The 19,943-nt window shown below is 55.3% G+C and carries 16 protein-coding genes and 2 pseudogenes; 7 read left to right on the forward strand and 11 right to left on the reverse strand.

Features of this window, described 5'->3' with window-relative positions:
- Nucleotides 1-45: 45 nt before the first annotated feature.
- Both AC1Z24_RS05695 and AC1Z24_RS05700 read left to right on the forward strand, forming a co-directional pair.
- Nucleotides 46-696 (forward strand): annotated as a pseudogene (locus tag AC1Z24_RS05695) (iron-containing alcohol dehydrogenase); the annotation flags it as partial.
- 135 nt (nucleotides 697-831) lie between these two features.
- Nucleotides 832-1,155: a DUF2025 family protein gene (locus AC1Z24_RS05700; RefSeq protein WP_483746537.1), complete on the forward strand. Its 324-nt coding sequence runs from the start codon at nucleotides 832-834 to the stop codon at nucleotides 1,153-1,155.
- Between the two features lie 128 nt (nucleotides 1,156-1,283).
- On the opposite strand, the gene AC1Z24_RS05705 is transcribed toward AC1Z24_RS05700, so the two are convergent.
- Together AC1Z24_RS05705 and AC1Z24_RS05710 are read right to left on the reverse strand one after the other, a co-directional pair.
- A complete protein-coding gene (locus AC1Z24_RS05705) occupies nucleotides 1,284-2,147 on the reverse strand; it encodes a methyl-accepting chemotaxis protein (RefSeq protein ID WP_483746538.1) in 864 nt (287 codons plus the stop codon).
- Between the two features lie 39 nt (nucleotides 2,148-2,186).
- Nucleotides 2,187-2,909 (reverse strand): annotated as a pseudogene (locus AC1Z24_RS05710) (MCP four helix bundle domain-containing protein); the annotation flags it as partial.
- 478 nt (nucleotides 2,910-3,387) lie between these two features.
- Between AC1Z24_RS05710 and AC1Z24_RS05715 the strand changes: the two are divergent.
- Complete coding sequence (locus tag AC1Z24_RS05715) at nucleotides 3,388-3,777, forward strand: VOC family protein (protein WP_483744877.1); 390 nt, start codon at nucleotides 3,388-3,390, stop codon at nucleotides 3,775-3,777.
- Nucleotides 3,778-3,931: 154 nt separating this feature from the next.
- Here AC1Z24_RS05715 and AC1Z24_RS05720 read toward each other — a convergent pair whose 3' ends face one another.
- The 4 genes from AC1Z24_RS05720 to AC1Z24_RS05735 all read right to left on the reverse strand — a co-directional run bounded on the left by AC1Z24_RS05720 (nucleotide 3,932) and on the right by AC1Z24_RS05735 (nucleotide 5,823).
- Nucleotides 3,932-4,495 (reverse strand): flavin reductase family protein, encoded by a 564-nt coding sequence (locus AC1Z24_RS05720; RefSeq protein ID WP_483744878.1) that lies wholly within the window; start codon nucleotides 4,493-4,495, stop codon nucleotides 3,932-3,934.
- 111 nt (nucleotides 4,496-4,606) lie between these two features.
- Nucleotides 4,607-5,173: a P-loop NTPase family protein gene (locus tag AC1Z24_RS05725; protein WP_483744879.1), complete on the reverse strand. Its 567-nt coding sequence runs from the start codon at nucleotides 5,171-5,173 to the stop codon at nucleotides 4,607-4,609.
- 48 nt (nucleotides 5,174-5,221) lie between these two features.
- The gene (locus AC1Z24_RS05730; protein WP_483744880.1) at nucleotides 5,222-5,509 is read right to left on the reverse strand and encodes a helix-turn-helix domain-containing protein; all 288 of its coding nucleotides are present in this window, start codon (nucleotides 5,507-5,509) and stop codon (nucleotides 5,222-5,224) included.
- Nucleotides 5,509-5,823 (reverse strand): hypothetical protein, encoded by a 315-nt coding sequence (locus AC1Z24_RS05735; RefSeq protein ID WP_483744881.1) that lies wholly within the window; start codon nucleotides 5,821-5,823, stop codon nucleotides 5,509-5,511. The genes AC1Z24_RS05730 and AC1Z24_RS05735 overlap by 1 nt, the downstream gene beginning before the upstream one ends.
- 471 nt (nucleotides 5,824-6,294) lie before the next feature.
- On the opposite strand from AC1Z24_RS05735, the gene AC1Z24_RS05740 reads away from it, so the two are divergent.
- Both AC1Z24_RS05740 and AC1Z24_RS05745 read left to right on the forward strand, forming a co-directional pair.
- Complete coding sequence (locus AC1Z24_RS05740) at nucleotides 6,295-6,819, forward strand: BRO-N domain-containing protein (protein WP_483744882.1); 525 nt, start codon at nucleotides 6,295-6,297, stop codon at nucleotides 6,817-6,819.
- A 123-nt stretch (nucleotides 6,820-6,942) separates the two neighbouring features.
- A complete protein-coding gene (locus AC1Z24_RS05745; protein WP_483744883.1) occupies nucleotides 6,943-7,704 on the forward strand; it encodes an SDR family NAD(P)-dependent oxidoreductase in 762 nt (253 codons plus the stop codon).
- A gap of 783 nt (nucleotides 7,705-8,487) precedes the next feature.
- Here the strand turns inward: AC1Z24_RS05745 and AC1Z24_RS05750 are convergent.
- The 4 genes from AC1Z24_RS05750 to AC1Z24_RS05765 form a co-directional block, all read right to left on the reverse strand.
- Nucleotides 8,488-10,470 (reverse strand): hypothetical protein, encoded by a 1,983-nt coding sequence (locus tag AC1Z24_RS05750; protein WP_483744884.1) that lies wholly within the window; start codon nucleotides 10,468-10,470, stop codon nucleotides 8,488-8,490.
- Nucleotides 10,471-10,577: 107 nt separating this feature from the next.
- Nucleotides 10,578-10,952 carry a hypothetical protein gene (locus AC1Z24_RS05755; protein WP_483746539.1) on the reverse strand — a complete coding sequence of 125 codons (375 nt, stop codon included), beginning with the start codon at nucleotides 10,950-10,952 and terminating at the stop codon, nucleotides 10,578-10,580.
- 73 nt (nucleotides 10,953-11,025) lie between these two features.
- Nucleotides 11,026-11,655: a hypothetical protein gene (locus tag AC1Z24_RS05760; protein ID WP_483744885.1), complete on the reverse strand. Its 630-nt coding sequence runs from the start codon at nucleotides 11,653-11,655 to the stop codon at nucleotides 11,026-11,028.
- Nucleotides 11,656-11,657: 2 nt separating this feature from the next.
- Entirely contained in the window at nucleotides 11,658-12,194 is a 537-nt protein-coding gene (locus tag AC1Z24_RS05765; RefSeq protein WP_483744886.1) for a hypothetical protein, read from the reverse strand.
- 216 nt (nucleotides 12,195-12,410) lie between these two features.
- Here AC1Z24_RS05765 and istA point away from each other — a divergent pair, with 216 nt between their 5' ends.
- Both istA and istB read left to right on the forward strand, forming a co-directional pair.
- Entirely contained in the window at nucleotides 12,411-13,925 is a 1,515-nt protein-coding gene (istA, locus tag AC1Z24_RS05770) for an IS21 family transposase (protein ID WP_483744584.1), read from the forward strand.
- 20 nt (nucleotides 13,926-13,945) lie between these two features.
- Complete coding sequence (gene istB / locus AC1Z24_RS05775; RefSeq protein WP_483744585.1) at nucleotides 13,946-14,701, forward strand: IS21-like element ISPsy14 family helper ATPase IstB; 756 nt, start codon at nucleotides 13,946-13,948, stop codon at nucleotides 14,699-14,701.
- Between the two features lie 2,919 nt (nucleotides 14,702-17,620).
- Here the strand turns inward: istB and AC1Z24_RS05780 are convergent.
- Complete coding sequence (locus tag AC1Z24_RS05780; protein ID WP_483744887.1) at nucleotides 17,621-18,979, reverse strand: tyrosine-type recombinase/integrase; 1,359 nt, start codon at nucleotides 18,977-18,979, stop codon at nucleotides 17,621-17,623.
- Between the last annotated feature and the right edge of the window lie 964 nt (nucleotides 18,980-19,943).

Here is a 19,943-nt window from a genome sequence, read left to right on the forward strand (position 1 = left end):
AACTTCCCGGCCGGGCCGACAGCAGCGTAGCGATGAGGATCAGTCATGAGCAGCACCTTTTTCATTCCCCCCGTGAACATGATGGGCATCGATTGCCTTGACGAAGCCATGGAGGCGATTCGCAAATATGGTTATCTCAAGGCCCTGATCGTCACCGATGCCGGCCTGGCCAAAGCCGGGCTGGCGCAGCAGATTGCCGGGCTGCTGGTAGAGCAGGGCATCGATTCGGTGGTCTATGACGGCGCGCGGCCCAACCCGACTGTGGGCAATGTCGAGAAAGGCCTGGAGATGCTGGCTGCTCATCGCTGCGACTTCGTTATCTCCCTGGGGGGCGGCTCGCCCCATGATTGCGCCAAGGGCATCGCCCTGGTCGCCACCAACGGCGGTCATATCAGCGATTACGAAGGCGTGGATCGCTCGCAAAAGCCCCAGTTGCCGCTGATCGCTATCAACACCACAGCGGGTACTGCCAGTGAGATGACCCGTTTCTGCATCATTACCGACGAAGTGCGCCACATCAAAATGGCCATCGTCGACCGCAACGTCACCCCGCTGTTGTCGGTCAACGACCCGGCGCTGATGGCCGCGATGCCCAAATCGCTGACCGCCGCCACCGGTATGGACGCCCTGACCCACGCCGTGGAAGCCTACGTCTCCATCGCCGCTAACCCGATCCTCGCCGCCAACGCGCTGAAAGACGCCTGCGGCCTGACCAATCCACGCAAGGCCGATCAGGCACAGATCGAAGGCATTTTCCGCCGGGCGCTTTGAATCTTATTGCGCCCGGGATCGGCGGGGTCGCGGGCGCATTTTTCCAGAGGGCAGACCATGATAAAAACCAGCTCCAGCGACATCTGCGAAGCCGCCGACAACCTTCAAGGTTTTGTCGGTTATCACCGTAAGGCACAGCATTACATCGTTCGTTTCAGTGAGGATTCCTTCGGCATGGACGTCGCCGACGATGACATCACGCCAGCCAGCGAGTTTGTCTGGTCCCAAGCCCATGACGGGTTGATGAGCCTGGATCGTCAGCGCCTTGGCATTCTGTTCGAGCAGAATATCGACGACCGTTTGCGCATTACCGAGCCGTTGCGGGTGTATATGCGCCGCACTGATTTGCCGCAGATAGTGGTGGAACGAACGCTCAAGGCTTGAAGTGAGTCGACGCTGTTATGTGGGAGCCGGGCTTGCCCGCGAATTGGGCGACGCGATACATCAGACACACCGCGTTGATGCCTTCGCGGGCAAGCCCGGCTCCTACAGAAAATGTGTGCTTTTGCGGCTTAAATCACAAACCTCGCCACAGTAGCGCGTAAATCCGCCGCCAGGCGCGACAGATCATGACTCGCCGACCGGGTTTGATCCGACCCCGCCTGGGACTGAATCGCCACCTCACGCAGATTGACCAGATTGCGATCCACTTCCCGCGAAACCTGGGCCTGTTCTTCGGAAGCACTGGCGATGATCAGGTTGCTTTCGTTGATCTGGCCAATAGTCCGGGCGATCTGATCCAGAGCCGTATCTGCCGCAGTAGCGGTTTCCAGGGTGGTCTGGCTGAAGCTGCTGCTCAATTGCATTGACTCCACAGCCTGACCGCTGCTGCTCTGGATCGCACTGATCATCTGCTCGATTTCCTGAGTGGACTTCTGTGTGCGATGGGCAAGGGCGCGGACCTCGTCGGCGACCACGGCAAAGCCCCGACCAGCCTCGCCAGCACGGGCAGCTTCAATGGCCGCATTGAGTGCCAGCAGGTTGGTCTGCTCGGCCACGGAGCGAATTACATCCAGCACCTGGCCAATGTCTTGCGCCTGCGTCGCCAGCCCGGTTACCAGTTGTGTAGACGCCTGCATTTCCTCGCTCATGCGCTTGATGGCGTTGACCGTCGCCATGACCTGCTCGCGACCCTGGCGAGCGGCAAGGGTGGAATGCTTCGACGATTCCGAAGTGGACACCGCATTGCGCGCCACTTCTTCGGCGGCTGCGGTCATTTCGGTCACGGCGGTCACCGCCTGCTCGATTTCACCGTTCTGGCGTTGCATGCCGTGGGCCGCCTGATCGGTGACCTGGCTGAGTTTCTCCGAGGCGTCGACCAGTTGCAGGGCCGAGTTGGAAATCTGCTTGATGGTCTCGCGCAGGTTATTGCGCATCCCGGCCAGGGCGGTCAGCAGGCGGGACAATTCGTCTTTGCCTTGAATATCAATCGTGCGGGTGAAATCGCCTGCGGCCATGCCTTCGGCGGCTTTGAGCACACTGCCGATGGGCGCGACGATACTTCGGGTCAGCAGCCAGGCAAGCAGTATGGTCAAGGCCGCCGTCACCACAATCACCGCGACGACGCCGGTAAATGCACTGTCGTACTGATTTTTCGCGTTGCTGGCCGAAGTGTTGGCGGCAGATTTGTTCCACTCGACCAGCTTGCTGATCTGCTCGCTCATCTTCAGCGACGCGACGCGCATCTTGTTATTGAGCAGCGACAGCACTTCCTGCTGATTGTCCTGACGGGAAAAATCGACCAGTTGACCTTGCAGTTGCAGGTATTCAGCCAATACGCCTTTGAAGGTTTCGTACTCGGTTTTTTCTTCCGGGGAGTCGATCAGTGCGGCATATTTTCCCTGGAAACCCTTGAGCTTGTCGCTGAGTTCGTCGAGGCGCTTGTAGGTGTCGGTCAGGGTGGTTGCATCGCGGTTCATCGCCACCCGCAGCGAAGTGATGCGCAAGCGCAAGGTGCTTTCGGAAATGTCGCCCAGGTAGCCGATGCTCGGCAGCCAGTTGGTCGCCATCGAGGTGGACGCGTTGTAAATCTGACTCATGCGCATCAGGGCAAATACACCCAACAGCACGACCAGGGCCGCAATCAGGGCAAAGCTGATAAAGGCCCGTGGTGCGATGTTCACATTTCTAATCGACATGTTTTTTCCTCGTCAGAAGCATCAAGCGTGCCCGCACCATAGTGCTTGAATAACGACTTCAGGTGATGTCTTTGTTTACAGGTGAGGTATGTTGCAATGGTTTATCAAGGAGGATAGCAGGCTGATTCCTGGCGACCGGAATATTGAAACCCGGGTCGAAAATTTAAGGCTAATAAATCGCGTTATTGACCATGATGTTCATGGATGGCTGCACTGTTCAGTTATCTGATCTCTATCACGCCGTCGGGGCGATCGTGATCTGATATTTACGGTGCAGGAAGGCTGGGTCGCTTGCTTCGTCTATTGTCGCTCGGGCCTGCTCGCCGCCACCTTGGCCCATGGGCTTGCGATTTATGGGTTGGCAGTTGGCATCTATTAAATCTATACAGGAGCGTTCTTTAACTTCATCAATGGCTCTACTGGGTCATTACAATGAAAATGCATTTAGTTAGTGGGTTATATTGATAAGGGGGTTCTCATGATTGACCACACCGGCGTTATCGTCAGTGACTTCGCACAGGGCAAGGCGTTCTACAGCACAACACTGGCCGCCATCGGCTACGAACTGCTGCTGGAAATAACCGCCGCCCAATCCGGCAGCAAGGATTTCGCCGGCTTCGGCGAAGACGGCAAGCCCGACTTCTGGGTCAGCGGCGGCACCCCCAACCAGCCACCGATGCATGTGGCCTTTCGCGTAAAAAACCGGGCCACGGTAGACGCCTTCTACAAGGCCGCCATGGCCGCAGGCGCCATCGACAATGGCACGCCGGGCCTGAGGCCTCACTACCACCCTAATTACTACAGCGCATTTGTGCGGGACGCGGATGGGCATAACATTGAAGCGGTTTGTCATGAGGAGCAAACCTGACACCGCGCCGCCGCGCTGAAAACTCGGGCCCTGTAGGCGCTGCCGAAGGCTGCGAAGGTGATCTATCAGATACGCCGCTTTCGCAGCCTCCGACAGCTCCTGCATCAATCGCATTCCAATTCAGTGTGTACGTTTTGTTCGATACCTCAGGTGCTCAGCTCAACATGGATGGCTTGAATAACCCGGCACGATCAATCGTCCTGCCCGACAACATGAACTGCCCCATCCCTTGGTAATGCAGCGACTCGATCTCGTCAGCAGCGGCGCTGACATGGGCCTTCACCACTTCAAAGATAAACAGGTTGTAACGCTCCAGCATCGAGTCGTCATAAAGGCGGCACTCGAAGTTCGCAGGGCACTCGCGAATCATCGGTGCATCCACTTTGCTCGCCTTGGCTTTGCTCAGCTTGAACTGCGCAAACTTGTCCACTTCGGCACCGCTGCAATTACCAATGCCGACCACGGTATCCACCATTTCAGCGCTTGGCAGATTGATCACGCATTCGCCGCTATTGCGCACCATTTCATAGCTGTGATTGCCGCCCGCGATGATGCAGCCGACCAGCGACGGCGTGAACTCCATGACCATATGCCAGCCCATGGTCATGATATTGGTCTGGCCCTGCCATTTCGACGAGACCAGCACAATCGGACCGGGCTCGAGGAAGTGGCGGATATTGGCAACGGGGAAGTCTTTTTTCGGGCTTGAGCGTGGCATGGCGGGCTCTGCGCGTTGGATGAGGTCTCCATCTTGGCCACGAAAAGGCGTATTAGTTCATTGGAGTAGCCCAGCAGGCTGGGGTTTTTCCGTGCAACACCGAAGCAGTCGTCAGTCCGAAATTGCAGCCATCACTCGTTCTAGCAACTGCTCAGTTGGCAGCGCGCCATTAATCCTAATAAACGGCAGCACCAGCTGTTCGAGCCAGCGCTCATGCCGTGGGCGGTTGCGGCCAAACTGGGTGCCTTGGTCGTAATCAGCGGCCCACGATATGAACGCCATGTGATTGGCGTGCATATCTCCACCGGGCAGGATCCGCTCACCATAGCGCTGAGATTCGCGCGCTTTTAGCCGTTCAATTCGAACTTCTGTGGGCGTATCGATAAATACGACCAGGTCGGCGTCCTGAATCAGTTCGTCGCCCCAGCCATCCAGGGAGCCGGACAGCGCCCATTGGCCAACTGCAAGATCAGTCTTGAGCAGAGCGATTCTGTCAGTGGTGGAACGCGGCTGTTCGAAGGGGGGATCGGTGGGGTACCAGTAATAGTCATCAACATCGAAGTGCGGGGCCTGAAGCCGAAATGCCAAGGCCGCTCCCAGGGTGCTAACGCCGGCTCCAGAGGCGCCGATGATGTAAATCCGTTTGCTCACTGGCTGAGCTTCCGTAGAGTCGTCCATAATTTATAATCTAACCAAAACTTGCCACACGCCTGTAAAGGGCGCAGCTCAACTCAGAGCCGCAAGAACATGCACAGGGTCGTTGAGTATGGCGCGCAGTAGCGCACGAGCGGGCCCTTCGGGCTCACGTCGGCCTTGTTCCCAGTTGCGTAGGGTGCCAACCGCTACATCAATTCGCTTGGCGAAATTGACTTGAGAGAGACCGGTGGCCTGGCGAATCCTTTTTACCTGGATTGCATCGATATGGAATTCCCGTGATGGCTGACGCTCACCACGATCAATCTCATCCATCTGCGTCATACTTTCCACGAGGCGATCAAAGAGATGTTTTTCCATCATTTCCATCCTTTATTGATTGAGCGAAGCTGTGCCTTCTGCTTATCGGTCAGGGTGTCCGTGATCCCCTTTCGATAGATCAATATCATACGTATCTGGTGCGCCGACGCGACGTGATAGTAAATCACCCTGACGCCACCACTCTTGCCCTTACCACGTGCTGACCAGCGGACTTTTCGTAGTCCCCCGGTATCCTCAATGACCAAGCCTGACTCAGGGTGCGCCGCGAGGTGCTGCTGCAAATTGCAGTACTCTTCATCGGCCAAATGCTCCCGTACGTCCGATGTAAAAATGGGTGTCTCGATGAAGATCATGCGATGCCCACTATACGTCAATGGCGTACATTAATTCTAGGTCATACATCGAGCGATACAACGGCCTGTTGGGGACGTTGAGTGTAGGAAACACCGCTGTGGGTGTGGTGAAAACGCGGGGCAAAGCAGTGTTTTTTTCATGAATGCTATGTTGGTGAACGAGAGGAAACTCGTTGCGCCTTGAGTGAAATTTCCGAGTTTGTTCCAACCTATTGTTTGAGGTGATCGAGCGATTTATGGTGCGCCGTCGCTGCAAAATCAGCGACCGGATTTAGCGATCCGAACTTTGAGCACGCATCACCGTCTGCATTGGGCTAATCACGCCTGAAGCGAGCGTTATGGTGACTGTGTGTCGGAGACCTTCGAGTCTACCGGTGATTGCTCTAAGGCCGGTTCGCTAACCGCCACACAGTTGCCACCCCTATACAAACAATCACGTAACGGGTGGCCCGACTCAGGAGCCTCACCCTTATGGACCCCCAGATACCCTACCAACCCTGCACCGACACCTTCGAGCCCACGCTCTTTATCCGCCACCACCGCATGCTGCGCGCCATCACCCTGGACGCCCAGGCCTGGTTCCCGCTGATCGATATCGCCCGCCTGATGGGCATACGCCTGTGTGAGCGTAGCACCCTCAAACTCGACGCCGATCAACGCCGCATGGCCTGGCTGCTGAGCAGCGGGCACTGGGAAAAATGCCTGATGATCAGTGAGTCCGGCGTCTTCGCCTTGCTGATCCACCACTACATCCCGGAAAACCGCGCCCTGCGCCGCTGGTTGGCACAGGACGTCCTGCCCGCTCTGGATGCCGAACGCACAAAGGCCGGGCCGGCATCGGTTGAAATGCGTTGGCAGGGCGGTGTGATGAGCGCCCTGCGATGGCGGGGGGAGCTGTGGCTGAAAGTGCGGGATTTGCCGGAGTTGGTGCAGGTTCAGGGGGAGGCTATGCGCGGGTCGTTTTGGGCGCGGTTGGTGGGGAGCTTGTTGCGTTAACAGGGAGGCTGCGGACAGAAAAGGCATGGGACTAAAGCGTATTTCTTATGATCGCCCGGCGCCGAATCTGCCCGCTTGGTGCTACGGTGATGGCTCTCTGGCAACCACTATCGAGATATCCCTATGGAACCCAATTCGACAATTGATAACGTGCTACGCGTCGCGTTGGTTACAGGATCCACTTCCGGTATCGGTGCAGCCATTGCCCGTGCGCTAAGTCGGGCAGGCTATGCGGTGGTGCTCCATTCGCGAAGTTCTGCGGATACGGGGCGCGCTATGGCTGCCGAAATGAAGCAGGCTGTTTACGTGCAGGCTGATCTTGCTTTAGAGGCTGACAGGGTCAGGCTTATTAACGACGCTATCGCCGAGTGGGGGCAGCTCGACGTACTGGTTAATAACGCCGGTATCAGTAAAGTCATTGCGCATGACGACCTGACCTCCGCCAGTTCGGCGGTGTGGCGCGAGCTTAACGAGGTTAATGTCGTGGCGCCGTTCCATCTGATCGCACTGGCCGAGCCGGCACTGCGTGAAGCCGCCCGTTACCGTCGGGCAGGTAGCGTCGTAAACATCAGTTCGCATGCCGGTGTCCGTCCTAAAGGCGCCTCGATCCCTTACGCGGTAAGCAAAGCTGCGCTTAATCACATGACCCGTTTGCTCGCTGTGTCGCTTGGGCCCGATATCCGGGTAAATGCTGTGGCGCCTGGCTTGGTCGATACGCCTCTGACCGCAGAGTGGACCGATGCCCAAGCGTTGTGGCGAACTCGCGCTCCGATGCGCAGGAGCGCCAGCCCGGACGACATCGCAAAGGCGGTAGCAATGTTAATTGATTCGGACTACCTGACCGGCGAGATACTCCTGTCAGATGGCGGGTTGAACCTGACCTAGGTTTAGCGTGCTTCGGTGGCGCGGGTAAAACCTTCAACCGATCCTTCGCGACAGCCATCGCGTGGCGATCGCTTACATTTGTATGAATGCAGGACGAATACAGTGTCTGCGTATTTGACTATGTAGACGCATCGGTAGGGTGGCCTGCCGCACATGTAAAAAGGTTACAAGTTTTTCAGAAGAGGCGTGAAGCTTGGAAGGCGCTGGGAGAATCGCAGGGATACTGCTAAGGCGGGGACCGTCACCAGCCGCTATTGGATGTCCGTGGACTGCGCTGGAGACGTTTGAAAAATTGGAGCGGGTGAAGGGAATCGAACCCTTATTGGTCAAAAACACCCACAAGCGTGTAGCCGTGTAGTCGTCTTCTCCGCTCAACCCCTAGCAATCCGGGCACTCCGGCCCAGTCGTCACTGTGCACCTTGGTGCACGATCGCTCCGAGACGTCTTGGAGTCGAATATGACGTTGATCAGCCTCGTACCCCAACCATAGGCTATCATCGCCAGGCAGCAAATCGACTACGGCGAAATGGCCTATTTTCAAAACTGCCACTCCCCATCTGTACTCATACGCCGTCCCGGAATGCTTCTCTGCGACACCAAAAAGCCGCCTCGGTTGGCGCAGAGACGGGCCCATTACTCAGCTTTTTTGTGACCCATTTCTGACCGTATTAGGCTTCAAAGACGCCCCATCGTGGCAGCATAATCCCGGCGTTCTGTTCTTACTTTGAAGTATGCGGATGGATCTCGGAAACTCAATTATGCCCGACCAGTAACATCGACAACTCATTCAACTAATGGCACGATCCGCTGCAGTGTTCCAGGGCTGCTGAGCTTCGGTGATCCCTCGATCTCATATACGCAGTGCTCAATCACGCGTACCCCTTGAATTTGTAAATTCCTGACTAACGCCTGGCCTTTTGTTGATTGTCCTGAATTCGAATTTGCCGAAGTGAATACTAGCACCGGGGGGAGCACAACTCCGATCGCCTCTCGCGGACTGAGGACAAAACCCGCGTCCCAAGAGTACTTTGAAAACTCTTCGACCTTGATCGTCCGGAAGGTCTGTGCTTTAGACATAAAAAGATCATTTGCTCTGACACTCAAGATGCGAACCAAGGCATCATCCTCCTGCCTAAAACCAAGGGGAGAGAGTCGGATGAGGTCGCCTTTTTTTGGTACTTTCGTGTCTGATGGCATTGAGCAATAACGCCGATTCAGATAGTGCGAAAGATCCGGGCAATCGCAGATCACAGCAATGCGCTGGATATCTTCCATTTCAATTCGTGCCTCAATCTCAGCTATCTCTCGGAAACACTTCTGGATTTGTAAGTTCCCTTGCTGACGCACCTGAATATCAACTACAGAAAAGTAATGGGTCATATGGTCAACCGCTGCGTTATTCGGCAACGCGGTATCGATCAACGCGATCAGATTAATCGCGTTTCCCAGGCTCGACAGCAACTGAAGCATCTCGAATAGAGGTAGCTGATTGAACTGATGTACTAGAATCGCCTGCTCATGCGCTCCGTCGATGATTTCAAAGAAAGGAATATGCTCGTGGCCTAGTTGATCTGCATAAGCCGAACATCTGGCCCTTGCGATGGTCACCAAAGTAGGATCAACATTCGTCAAGAGCTCATAGACAGCACAGTACTGCCGGGTGAATTCAATGGCCGCCTTGATATTATCGTAGCGAACAAAAAGTACGCGCGAGTTGATGGCTAGGGTAACTTCTTCCACTATGCCGTAAGCAAACATGTCAGGGGTGAACGCGCTCAAACGATTAAACGCATTATCGATTTCTTTCTGGCTGTAAGTTGGATGAAAAGGCTTGCAAATTCGAGTGAGCTGATCGCGCACTGCGCTCTGCAGACGGTAGTTCGAGGCGAGCTGTATCAAGCTCCCGTTCGACACAATCCAACCATGCGCCTCGCAGAGCTGGATGACCTCGATTACGTCCGCCACCCCTTCACTGACCTCAGCACCAAATCCACCCCCGGCATCAGCCAATTCAACCCCACCAACTCCTGCAAAACACTCACCCATGCCGTTGCTCACGTCGACAAGGGTATTTCCCGTGAGTGACTGCCCTTCGAGATAGCGCAGCAGAGCCATGGCCGCTTTCAAAGCAGGTACCGCTTCAAAGCCTGGATGCGCCGCGAATGTGCCCTCATCTCCTTCAAGAAACGGTAGCGCTAGAAGTGGATTGGACAGGAGATGTTGCTCCGCGTCTTCTGGTAGGCAGTTCACCATCCTCTCGGCGGTGGTTTGTTCGAACCCCTGCGCCATGATTCTGCTCACAGCCCCCTGGAAGTCCATGTAGTCCTCCCACGCGAACTGCAGGTGAGCTGCGTGCGCTTCGCCAAGAAACCTTCCAAGGACGTATCGGTTGTGCTGATTCCTATCCTGATTGAGTAGCTGTCGCACAGCGCAACGCTCATGCAATGCTGCCTCTTCTAGCAATCTGCCAAGGCTCGGAGAAGGAGTGTGCCGGGGCAGGGTATTTTGCGTGCTGACGAAATTCGCCAGCGCCTTGCAGTCCATAAAGCCAGGATCATCTGCAGGCTCAATAGAGGCAATGGTCAACCCCCTACCGCGCTTAACAATCCTGGCCTGATAGGTCATTCCAGGGAACACGGGGTTGGAGGTTAGAGGCTGATCCAGTTTCGCCTTGAAGGAGATTCCGGAGCTCAGTGATAAGAGATGGATTTGACGGTCACCACTCAAGGTTAGGGCAACTTTACGGACGAAATAGTGCTTGGTCATGGTTGTTCACAACGGATGAAAGAGAACGAAAACGTGATAGGGAAGCCCTTGAGTCTCCACCTCCGCGTCGATCTGAAACCTTGAAATCCTGAAGCCCTAGAACCCGGTCAGAACGTGAGGATCTTCCCTGAGCGAACGATCTCCTCGCGGAAAGCAGCGCGAAGCAGGGCGCGGTCGGCATCCCGCAGCTGGATTCTAAGCAGTTGAATTTCGGTTCGAAGGCTTGCGAGCGATTTGTCGTACGGCGTTTGAGTCTTGGTTGAGCCGGGCCGAAAACGCACGTGCTCTAGCAGCAGGTCTGCGATCTGCGACAGCTCCTGTCCGCCACGGCCTGGATAGAAAACCTGCCTTGTCAGCCCCACTTTCCCTGCTAGCCATGCGAGGTTGATCTTGCTCCCTCGCATGGTCACCGCTTGCCCTAACTCAATGATCTCCAGGGCTACGATGCGCAACTTCTTTGCCGATTCCAGCTCAGGTGTCATGGCGCGAAGCGCCTCAAGCGGTGACAACTCAATACCTGAGTCATCAAGGGAGGCGACGTTGGACGAGGGGCCACTATTGGATTCGTGCACGTGTGGCTTTCCAGGTGAGATATGGGCCGAGGAGCTTGGAGTCGGCAATCAATTTGGGGATACCGCTGATATCCGAAAGGTCGAACAGGCCATCGTCGACAACCCGAATGGCCCGTTTGTGGTCGAGAATTTTATCCACGAGCTGACAAGTCAATTCGAACTCACGCTGATACTCAGGCGCTCCACTTGTTTTAGGCGTTGCGTCTGCAGTCCGTGCTACCGCTGAAGGCCTCGTGGATAGATCGTCTACAATGTTTCGGAGTTTGACGTTCTCCTGCTCCAGCTGTGCGTTGCGGATCATGACCGGGTGCAGCGGGTCTATCTCCAGGTTATATGGCGATGCGTATAGCGTCGCCTCTGTAGTGGATAGGTCGCCCACCAGCTCGGGAAATCTGTCGAGACACTTCCTGTATGACTTGTCTTGCCTCAACAGGAGCGAGCGGTGGACGTTGCAGATTCTCGAAACCTCTTCTGCTAGATGACTGATTTTTTCGAATCGATCACCGTTCTCCGACAGCATTTGTAAAGCGGCATTGATACGGCTAATCGTTGCCCGAAGCTGCGCAGCACCTCGTTGCTCCTTAGGACTGGTTTTTTGACTTTTCCTCTTCATTTTCAGTGGAGACTTGCCATCGCTTCGACTCGGCGGGCTAGTGAAGAAGGCTTGCTTAGCGCGTATGCGGATATTTCTTCAAAGGAGATCCCTGTCCCGGCCATGATGGACAAGATTTGGCCGATGTAGATTTCCCTTTCGTCAACCGGTTGGGTGGCAATATGCATATAATCAGGGTTGCGGATCAGCTCATCCAAGATCAGCGGATAATGCTCTGCGGCGAAGCCAGGGAACTGTGACTCATCGATCAACATTGAAACGACGCGTTGTTTGGGGTCATTCATATCGACACTGTGACGGATGGCGTTCGCCAGATCGCGATGCCGTGTGATGTAACCGTTCGGAAATTTCTCGTCTCGCCAGTTTTGCTCCAAGATTTGGATGGCTTGTCGGTACCCGGCTTGCTCTAACATGCAGAGGGAGAGGTCTTCATGAATCACTGGAATTTCCGGAGATTTGGGCTGAAGTTTGTGTGTTTTCTGAAGCCTGGCTTTCAACTGGTCGGCACGATTCGCAAAGTCACGAACTTTCGCGTTCAAGCCTGGTAGGTGATCGATCCCGTATACGGCGTATGTGCGGATTCCACAGCCATCCGGCCACCTATTCCATGAACATCCGGCCACTGATTCCACGATGATCCGGCCACCCATTCCACGGTCATCCGGCCACCCTTAAGGCAGGCAGCAACGCAGGATTAATTCACTACCATCGACCTCTTTTATCGAAGCAGAGAGGTCGTCGTGGAGCGGTTATCCATGCGTAAGATTCGAGAAGTGCTACGTCTCAAATTCGAGGTCGGCCTATCTGCCCGCCAGGTCGCTATCAGCTTGCAAGTAGGTCGAGCTAGCGTCGGTGAGTACCTCAATCGCTTTGCTGCCAGCGGTCTTACCTGGCCGTCTGCGCTGACTGACGCCGAGTTGCAACGGCATCTTTTTCCGCCGCCGCCCGCTGTCCCCAGTGATGAACGTCCGGTACCGGACTGGGTTCATGTCCACGCCGAGCTACGCCGCCCCGGCGTAACCCTGGCCCTGCTTTGGCAAGAGTATCGGCTCACCCATCCGCAAGGCTTCCAATACAGCTGGTTCTGCGAGCACTACCGCCTCTGGGCCGCCAAGGTCGACGTGGTCATGCGCCAGGAACACCGTGCCGGCGAAAAACTGTTCGTCGATTACGCGGGTCAGACCGTGCCGATCATCGACCGGCGAACCGCAGAGATCCGCCAGGCCCAGATTTTCGTCGCCGTCCTCGGCGCCTCCAGCTACACCTTCGCCGAAGCCACCTGGTCGCAGAAACTGCCCGACTGGCTGGGCTCGCACGCCCGCTGTTTTGCTTTTTTCGGCGGCACCGCACAGATCCTGGTGCCGGATAATCTGCGCAGCGGCGTGACCAAGGCACATCGCTACGAGCCCGACATCAACCCCAGTTACCGCGATCTGGCCGAGCATTACGGCGTGGCCGTGCTGCCCGCTCGCTCGCGCAAACCCAAGGACAAATCCAAGGTCGAAGTCGGCGTGCAAGTGGTCGAGCGGTGGATCCTGGCGGTGCTGCGCAACCGCCAGTTCTTCTCGTTGGGCGAACTCAACACAGCCATCGCGCTGCTGCTGGATCGCCTCAATCAGAAGCCCTTCAAGAAACTGCCCGGCTCACGCCGGTCAGCCTTCGAGAGCATCGACCAACCGGCGCTGCAAGCGCTGCCGGAACACCCTTACATCTACGCCGAGTGGAAAAAGGTACGGGTGCACATCGACTACCACGTCGAAGTCGACGGCCATTTTTACTCCGTGCCATACCAACTGGTGAAACACCAACTCGAAGTACGCCTGACCGCGCAGACCGTCGAGTGCTTCCACGCCAACCAACGTGTGGCCAGCCATCTGCGCTCGCCCCATAAAGGCCGCCACACCACCCAGATCGAGCACATGCCCAAGAGCCACCGCGAACATGCCGAGTGGACGCCGCAACGGCTGATCCGCTGGGCCGAGCAGACAGGGCCGAACACCGCTGGCGTTATCGCCTACATCCTCGAACGCCGAATCCATTCGCAGCACGGCTTCCGCGCCTGCCTGGGCATCCTGCGCCTGAGCAAACAGCACGGCGAAGAGCGGCTGGAAGCCGCTTGCCAGCGTGCGCTGGCACTGGGTGCATGTAGCTACAAAAGCCTCGAATCGATACTGCGCCAAGGACTGGAACGGCTACCGCTGGCCCAGCAAAACCTGCCGTTACTGCCCGACGAGCACATCAACCTGCGTGGCCCCGGCTACTACCACTGACCTGAAAAAGGAGCACGAACATGCTGCCAAATCCGACACTCGACAAGCTACAAACCCTGCGCCTGCACGGCATGATCAAGGCGCTTGGCGAACAACACGCAACGCCTGACATCAACGATCTCAGCTTCGACGAACGCCTCGGCCTGATGGTCGACCGCGAGGTGACCGAGCGCGAAGACGCCCGCATGACCACTCGCCTCAAAGCTGCGCGGTTGCGCCACAACGCCTGCCTGGAAGACATCGACTACCGCAGCCCGCGTGGCCTGGACAAGGCCATGATCCTGCAGCTGGGCAGCGGCCAGTGGCTGCGCGACGGCCTGAACCTGATCATCGGCGGCCCAACCGGCGTAGGCAAAACCTGGCTCGCCTGCGCGCTGGCCCACAAGGCCTGCCGCGACGGCTACAGCGTGCGCTACCTGCGCCTGCCACGCTTGTTGGAGGAACTGGGCCTGGCCCACGGCGACGGCCGCTTCGCCAAACTGATGGCTGGTTATGCCAAGACCGACTTACTGATCCTGGACGACTGGGGCCTGGCGCCTTTTACCGCCGCGCAACGACGCGACATGCTTGAGCTGCTGGACGACCGCTACGGCAACCGCTCGACGCTGGTGACCAGCCAGATGCCGGTGGACAAATGGCATGCGCTGATCGGCGATCCGACCTTGGGCGACGCGATCCTAGACCGGCTGGTGCATAACGCTTATCGGATCGAACTGAAGGGCGAATCGATGCGCAGGCGCGCAACGAAATTGACGGCGACAGAGACTTCAGACTAACAATGCAAACCTGCGTCGCTGCGCTCCGACTGCCCGGCCGGATGACCGTGGAACAGGTGGCCGGATGTTGGTGGGCTGGGTGGCCGGATGGCGTGGAATGCGCAGCGTATGGACAGATGCCGCATGTTCGAGTGATTTTGGTGAAATCCACTAGCTTTTTAGGGCAGTCGCCAGCGCGTGGACACATGCAGTAATCCATAAACTTCATGCGTCGGTTTTTGTCGCTCGCTATCAGGTCGACACCCGTCTCGTCTACATCCATGATGTCAGGGATTACCGAGATCAGATGCTGGTCGCGAATGACAGCTTCCCTATTTTGCGCCCAGCCTTGCATCAGTGCGGACTCAGGTGAAGAGGGGGCTGGAGGTCGGCCCATGAGAGCAGCAAACGCGCGGTCGGACACGCTCATATTGGCTGCATCGATGCGTGCAATCGTTTCCTGTGAGGTTGGAACCACGTAATGTGCGGTGATATGTTTGTTGGCATGACCGACCTGTCCGCCAATGATGGCGTAGTCCAGGAACGCGTATAGCCTACGGTGAGTGACCCATGTAGCTCGTAGTGCATGCGGTGTGTGCACCGCCGACCATTCCCCGCTGTTGTCGCATTCGACGAATGTATGTCGACGTTCAGCGGGAACAAAGCTGTTGTAGATTTCTTGGAATCCTCTCAGGATTTGGATCCACTTAAGGTTGTAAGAGCTGTCGGAAAAAGGAAGGCCTTTTCCCTTCCACGGACTACGAAATAGGGGATGAATAAGGTCGTAATTGCTTTGGTTTTTAGGGTCGTTCTGGTAGGGGATGCCGTCGTATTCGGCTTGGTAGTGGTTGATTTGGAAATTACGCTCCTGAAGAAGTACATCCATGACTTTGTACGGTAGGGTTACGGGCCGGCTGTTGCCACTTTTGTCAGTGTTTACAAATAGGATGCAGCTTCCGATGCTGCCTCTCAGGGATGGGTCGTAATACTTGTCAAAATCCCTGACGTCGAGCCACTGGCAGTTCTGCAACCTTAGTCCCGAGAAAAGCGCGATCGTGAGCATCCTGAGCTGAGAAAGCCAGGGGACAGAAATATAATCCTGAGACGTCTGATACTTTTCATTGCGCCACGAATAGGCATTGATGACCCTATCCAGTGGGATCTCTATCGATTCGGATGTGTCGCTTGGGCTCCACAATTTCAGTGTGTAGGCAATGCCAAATCGTTTGAGGTCGATCCAGGTGCTATTTCTGATCTCCGTTATTTGATCGTGAGTGTAAGTACCGTTGAGGCAGTTGTTCTGGAGCTCAACGCCAATGGCATCGAGTGCCAGCATGTACGCCTCAACCATCAGCATGGAATCAATTGGCAGAGGGATTTTGTCGCTTTTTCCTGAGGGGCCACTCCCGTTTGAATCCAGGCTCTTATTGACTGGATTCTTGTACAGACTGTCAACCAGCACTCCGCCGTCTGGCCTTATCTCAGACGCATTAAAGATAGCGACCTCGAAAAATCGAAAGACAACGTTGATGAAGGTAGCTCTGGTCTTCTGCGTCCTTTTGAGATCGTAAAACTGGAGCAAGGTGAGAGGGAGTTCCGCCTCTGTTTTTTCAAGAGGGTGGGTGAATGTCGTTTGGTTCTTGGTGCGTCGCCAAAATATGGAGCGGTAGAAGTTTTCGATGAATTCGGGGAATTCGACAGCGCTCTCGGGATGCTTTTTGAGCCAAGCTGGAAGGTAGATCCCCAAGTAGTCCATCAATATATGAACATAGCCCACTTCTTGTCGGCGGGGGGCAATATTCAATTTTTCTTCCACGTGGGCCAGATGGAGCTCGCCGACCCTTGCCCAGCGACTCAGTTTCTTGACGATTTCTGGGTCGGCTTCCGGGCGGTAGAACTCTTCGACCCATTGATAATTATCTCTTGAGCGGCGCTTGCGCCAAGGCAAGATTGAGTATTCTTCAGCGGAGAGGACGTTTAGTGCATTCCTGATATTGGTTTCTTCTTGACGTTCTTTCTTTTCGGCCTCCTTTTCTGCCTTGCTCTTGCGGCCATCCATACCTGTCTCATAGCGAATTCGATTGCGCCGAAGATATTCGCCCCTTGATGCCTGATCTGCCAACTTTCCCCAGTATTTTACGAACTGTTTGTAGGTTTTCCTGTGTTCTTCGCTGGAAACCTCGACCAACGTCATACTCAAGTGAGCATGATAACCTTCCAATATCCGAGCTTGCTCTGGGCTTACGATATGTGGGTACTGTTTTGCGAAACAGTGAACCCAGGCCAAGTACGAAAAATCGTTTGTTTTTGCTCCCCGGGAATTGCGGATGCTGCGCTGTTTGTCAACAACGGCAGGAGCAGAGTCCCAAAGCTCGGTGAAGTTCACGTCTTGTGGTTTATGCCAGTTAACACGATACTGGAATGCCCGGGTGCTCCGATGAATGAATTCCGTTTGGGATTCGGAAACGTCGTAAATAAACGATTCCGACTCGGATTTGAGATCAGGATATTTAGCCCACACGCCACTTACTTTGAAGCTGTATGGAAGAGTGACTTTCCCCCTGGCCCACAACTGGACGAACATGGCTCGAAGTGGGACGCGAAGTCCCTTTACCTCCACGAATTCGGGTTTCTCAAAGCCCGTTAGCTCGGTATACAGACGTTTGGCCTGCTCTTTATCCTTCTCTTCGCTTTCGGAGGCGATGCAAAGTTCATGCATCATATTGATCTCAGCAGTCGTCAGGCGACGACCTTTCCGGCGCCTCAGAAAAATGGAGGCCGCTACACGTTGCCTGGCCTGCCAATCCTGCATGAGCTCGGGATTGGCCTTACCGGGGCTGGTCTCGCAAGCAATCGCTCGATTAGCCAGCTCTTGCAGGAGGGTCGCAGCGCTATCCAGGGCGTCAGCGCTGTGAAGGATCGGGTTATCAGTGGTATTGATCACGCTGATGGGCCCTTGCTCAAAAGCGCTTCGCTTAGACGGGCATAGGCTTGGCCACGATAGAAATCGATGTCCTTCCCCGCACCATGGTCGTAGATGAGCTCATTTGAGGCATCGACTTCTACGAGCGTATGTATACCCAAATCTGAGGCATAGATCTCTGTGCTTTTGAGGCTGGCGTGTCCCATCAGCAGTTGGATCTCAGGGAGATCGAGCCCTGGTTTAGGCCGACCCGGAATCGTCACGTAGTTGCGCGCCCAGATACCAAAGGAATGACGAAAGTCATGGGAGCAGTAGTTGCCTTGGGGAGCTTGGAAATTAAGTTTGCGTTGGGTCGCCTGGATGCGCCGGTTGATCGCCCGGTTGACGCTGCTGGATTTGAGTTCGCAGAGAGGTATGCCGTAGGTATCAGCATCGAGCGAAAGCAAAAGCCATGGGCTGTCGGAATGAGGGCGGACAGCCATGTATTCACCCAGTTTTTGCCAAAACTTGGACTTGAAAGGCTCGAACATCGTTACGACGGCAGTCTTGCGGCCCTTGAATCCGAAGCTTTCCTTGTTCGTAGTGTCACGCAGGCCATGGGGATCTTGGACGCGAATCGTCCTGTTGGTGACGTCAACGTCCTCCAAACGAATCCCAACCGATTCAGAGACCCTGAGGCTTCCTAGCCCTAACGCCCAGATCAACCCATCTATGGGGGTGGGAGCGTGCTCAAGCATAGGGAGAATATGAGAGATGCCAATGTGTTTGGCTGTTCGGGTTTTGTCGGCTTTTGGGGGGCGCAAGCCTCCATTGGTCGTCCTCGTAGCCGACGAGAGATTGGGTTTGACCTGTAGCGTATTTGCGTGGATCTGTGCCATTTCTTGGGAGCTGCGCACCCTGGGCTTCAGTTCTGGGAGTGCCCTCATTTGTATCTGAGGCGTGAGGTCGGTCAGGACGGAGATCATTTCTGCCTGCTCAAAAGTGATCTCGCTGCAGACAGCCAGCATAAGATTGGCTGCAGTGATGTACTGACCGGCAGATTTCGCAGTGATCGTCGTGCGTCCTGTCCGAATGAATGCCTGGCGGACAATCGCGTCTTTCGCTTCAGCGCCCTCAACGAGGTAGGACGAAAAGAGGTGCATGGTTTTCGAAGCTGTGGCCGAGTCAAGCCTGCCAGAGAGGGCGCCGGTTTCGTAGAGAAATTCAGCGAACACACGCCCACCTTTTTCCATTGCGAGTGCTGAGTTGCGCTTGTAGCTGATGCCGATCTCACCCCAGAGGTGCTCGGTGAAGTCGTTGTAGAAGCCCAGTGGGGCACCTGTGGCCGTTTCGTATAGCCTTGGCGGCTCCAATTTGATTCGGGTCAGGCTCTTCATTGGCGCGATGCTGTAGCCTGGAAGGGAGGACTGCGTTGTAGCTCTAGCTTTTGGCTTGGACGTACTCTGGCTGTATCCAATCGTCGATTTACGCATATATTGACAAGTCTCCGGAATGGTGTTATAATCTCACGGACCGGATGGTATTTACTGTAAAGTAAAATTTGAAATAGCAAAAAGTGCTAAAAAATGCGCTTTATATGTTATTTAGTACCTTTTTCTTTTTTAGTCCCCTATTTTCAGTGCTTCTGCGATCGCTGCCATTCTGTCCGCGTTCGCCAGCGGGCCTGCCTGTAACCTCTTTCTGATCGCAAGATCACGACTAAAGATCTCGGCTGGTAAATATTTTTAACAGTCCTTCACCCATTGTGTTGGTTAGTTTCGGTGCATCATGTAAATAGCACGCATCCGACAAGCGGTCATGGCTGCACCTCATAAAAACGATTGAAAGCTTGATTGAACCCGGCGCGTCCGTGGATGCCCCCAAGGTTTGCGGTACGTTGTCCTGACATGGCGGATCGCACCCAGATTGCTCAGGCCCCAATCCTGGTTGGCCTCGCGCTTGTGCATTCATTTGATGATGGGAACTGGCATGTCAGGTGGCGGAACCGAGAAATTAGCGAGGCTCGTAGGACTCGCCTCTGTCGGTGTTGAAAGAGGCAGGCGTCAAAATCGGCATTTGCTCGAATCTTGCCAGCCCCTATGGCCCTGAAGTTCGAGAAGTCCTCTCGCTCAGATGGCTACGCTTTCAGCTATGAGTTGGGAGCCATGAAGCCCCCCAGTATTTATCATCTGGTTTGCCGACAGATGGATGTGAGCCGGGTCACTATTTCAGTAACGGATTAGGGCGGGTGCTTATGATTGGTGACTCACTAACCTGCGACCAAGATGGCCTGCGCGCGATGGACATTGCCGGTTTCTATCTGGATCGGACAGGTCTCGGAAAAATTCATGATCTGATGCA

This window comes from Pseudomonas sp. JL23 (assembly GCF_056933585.1).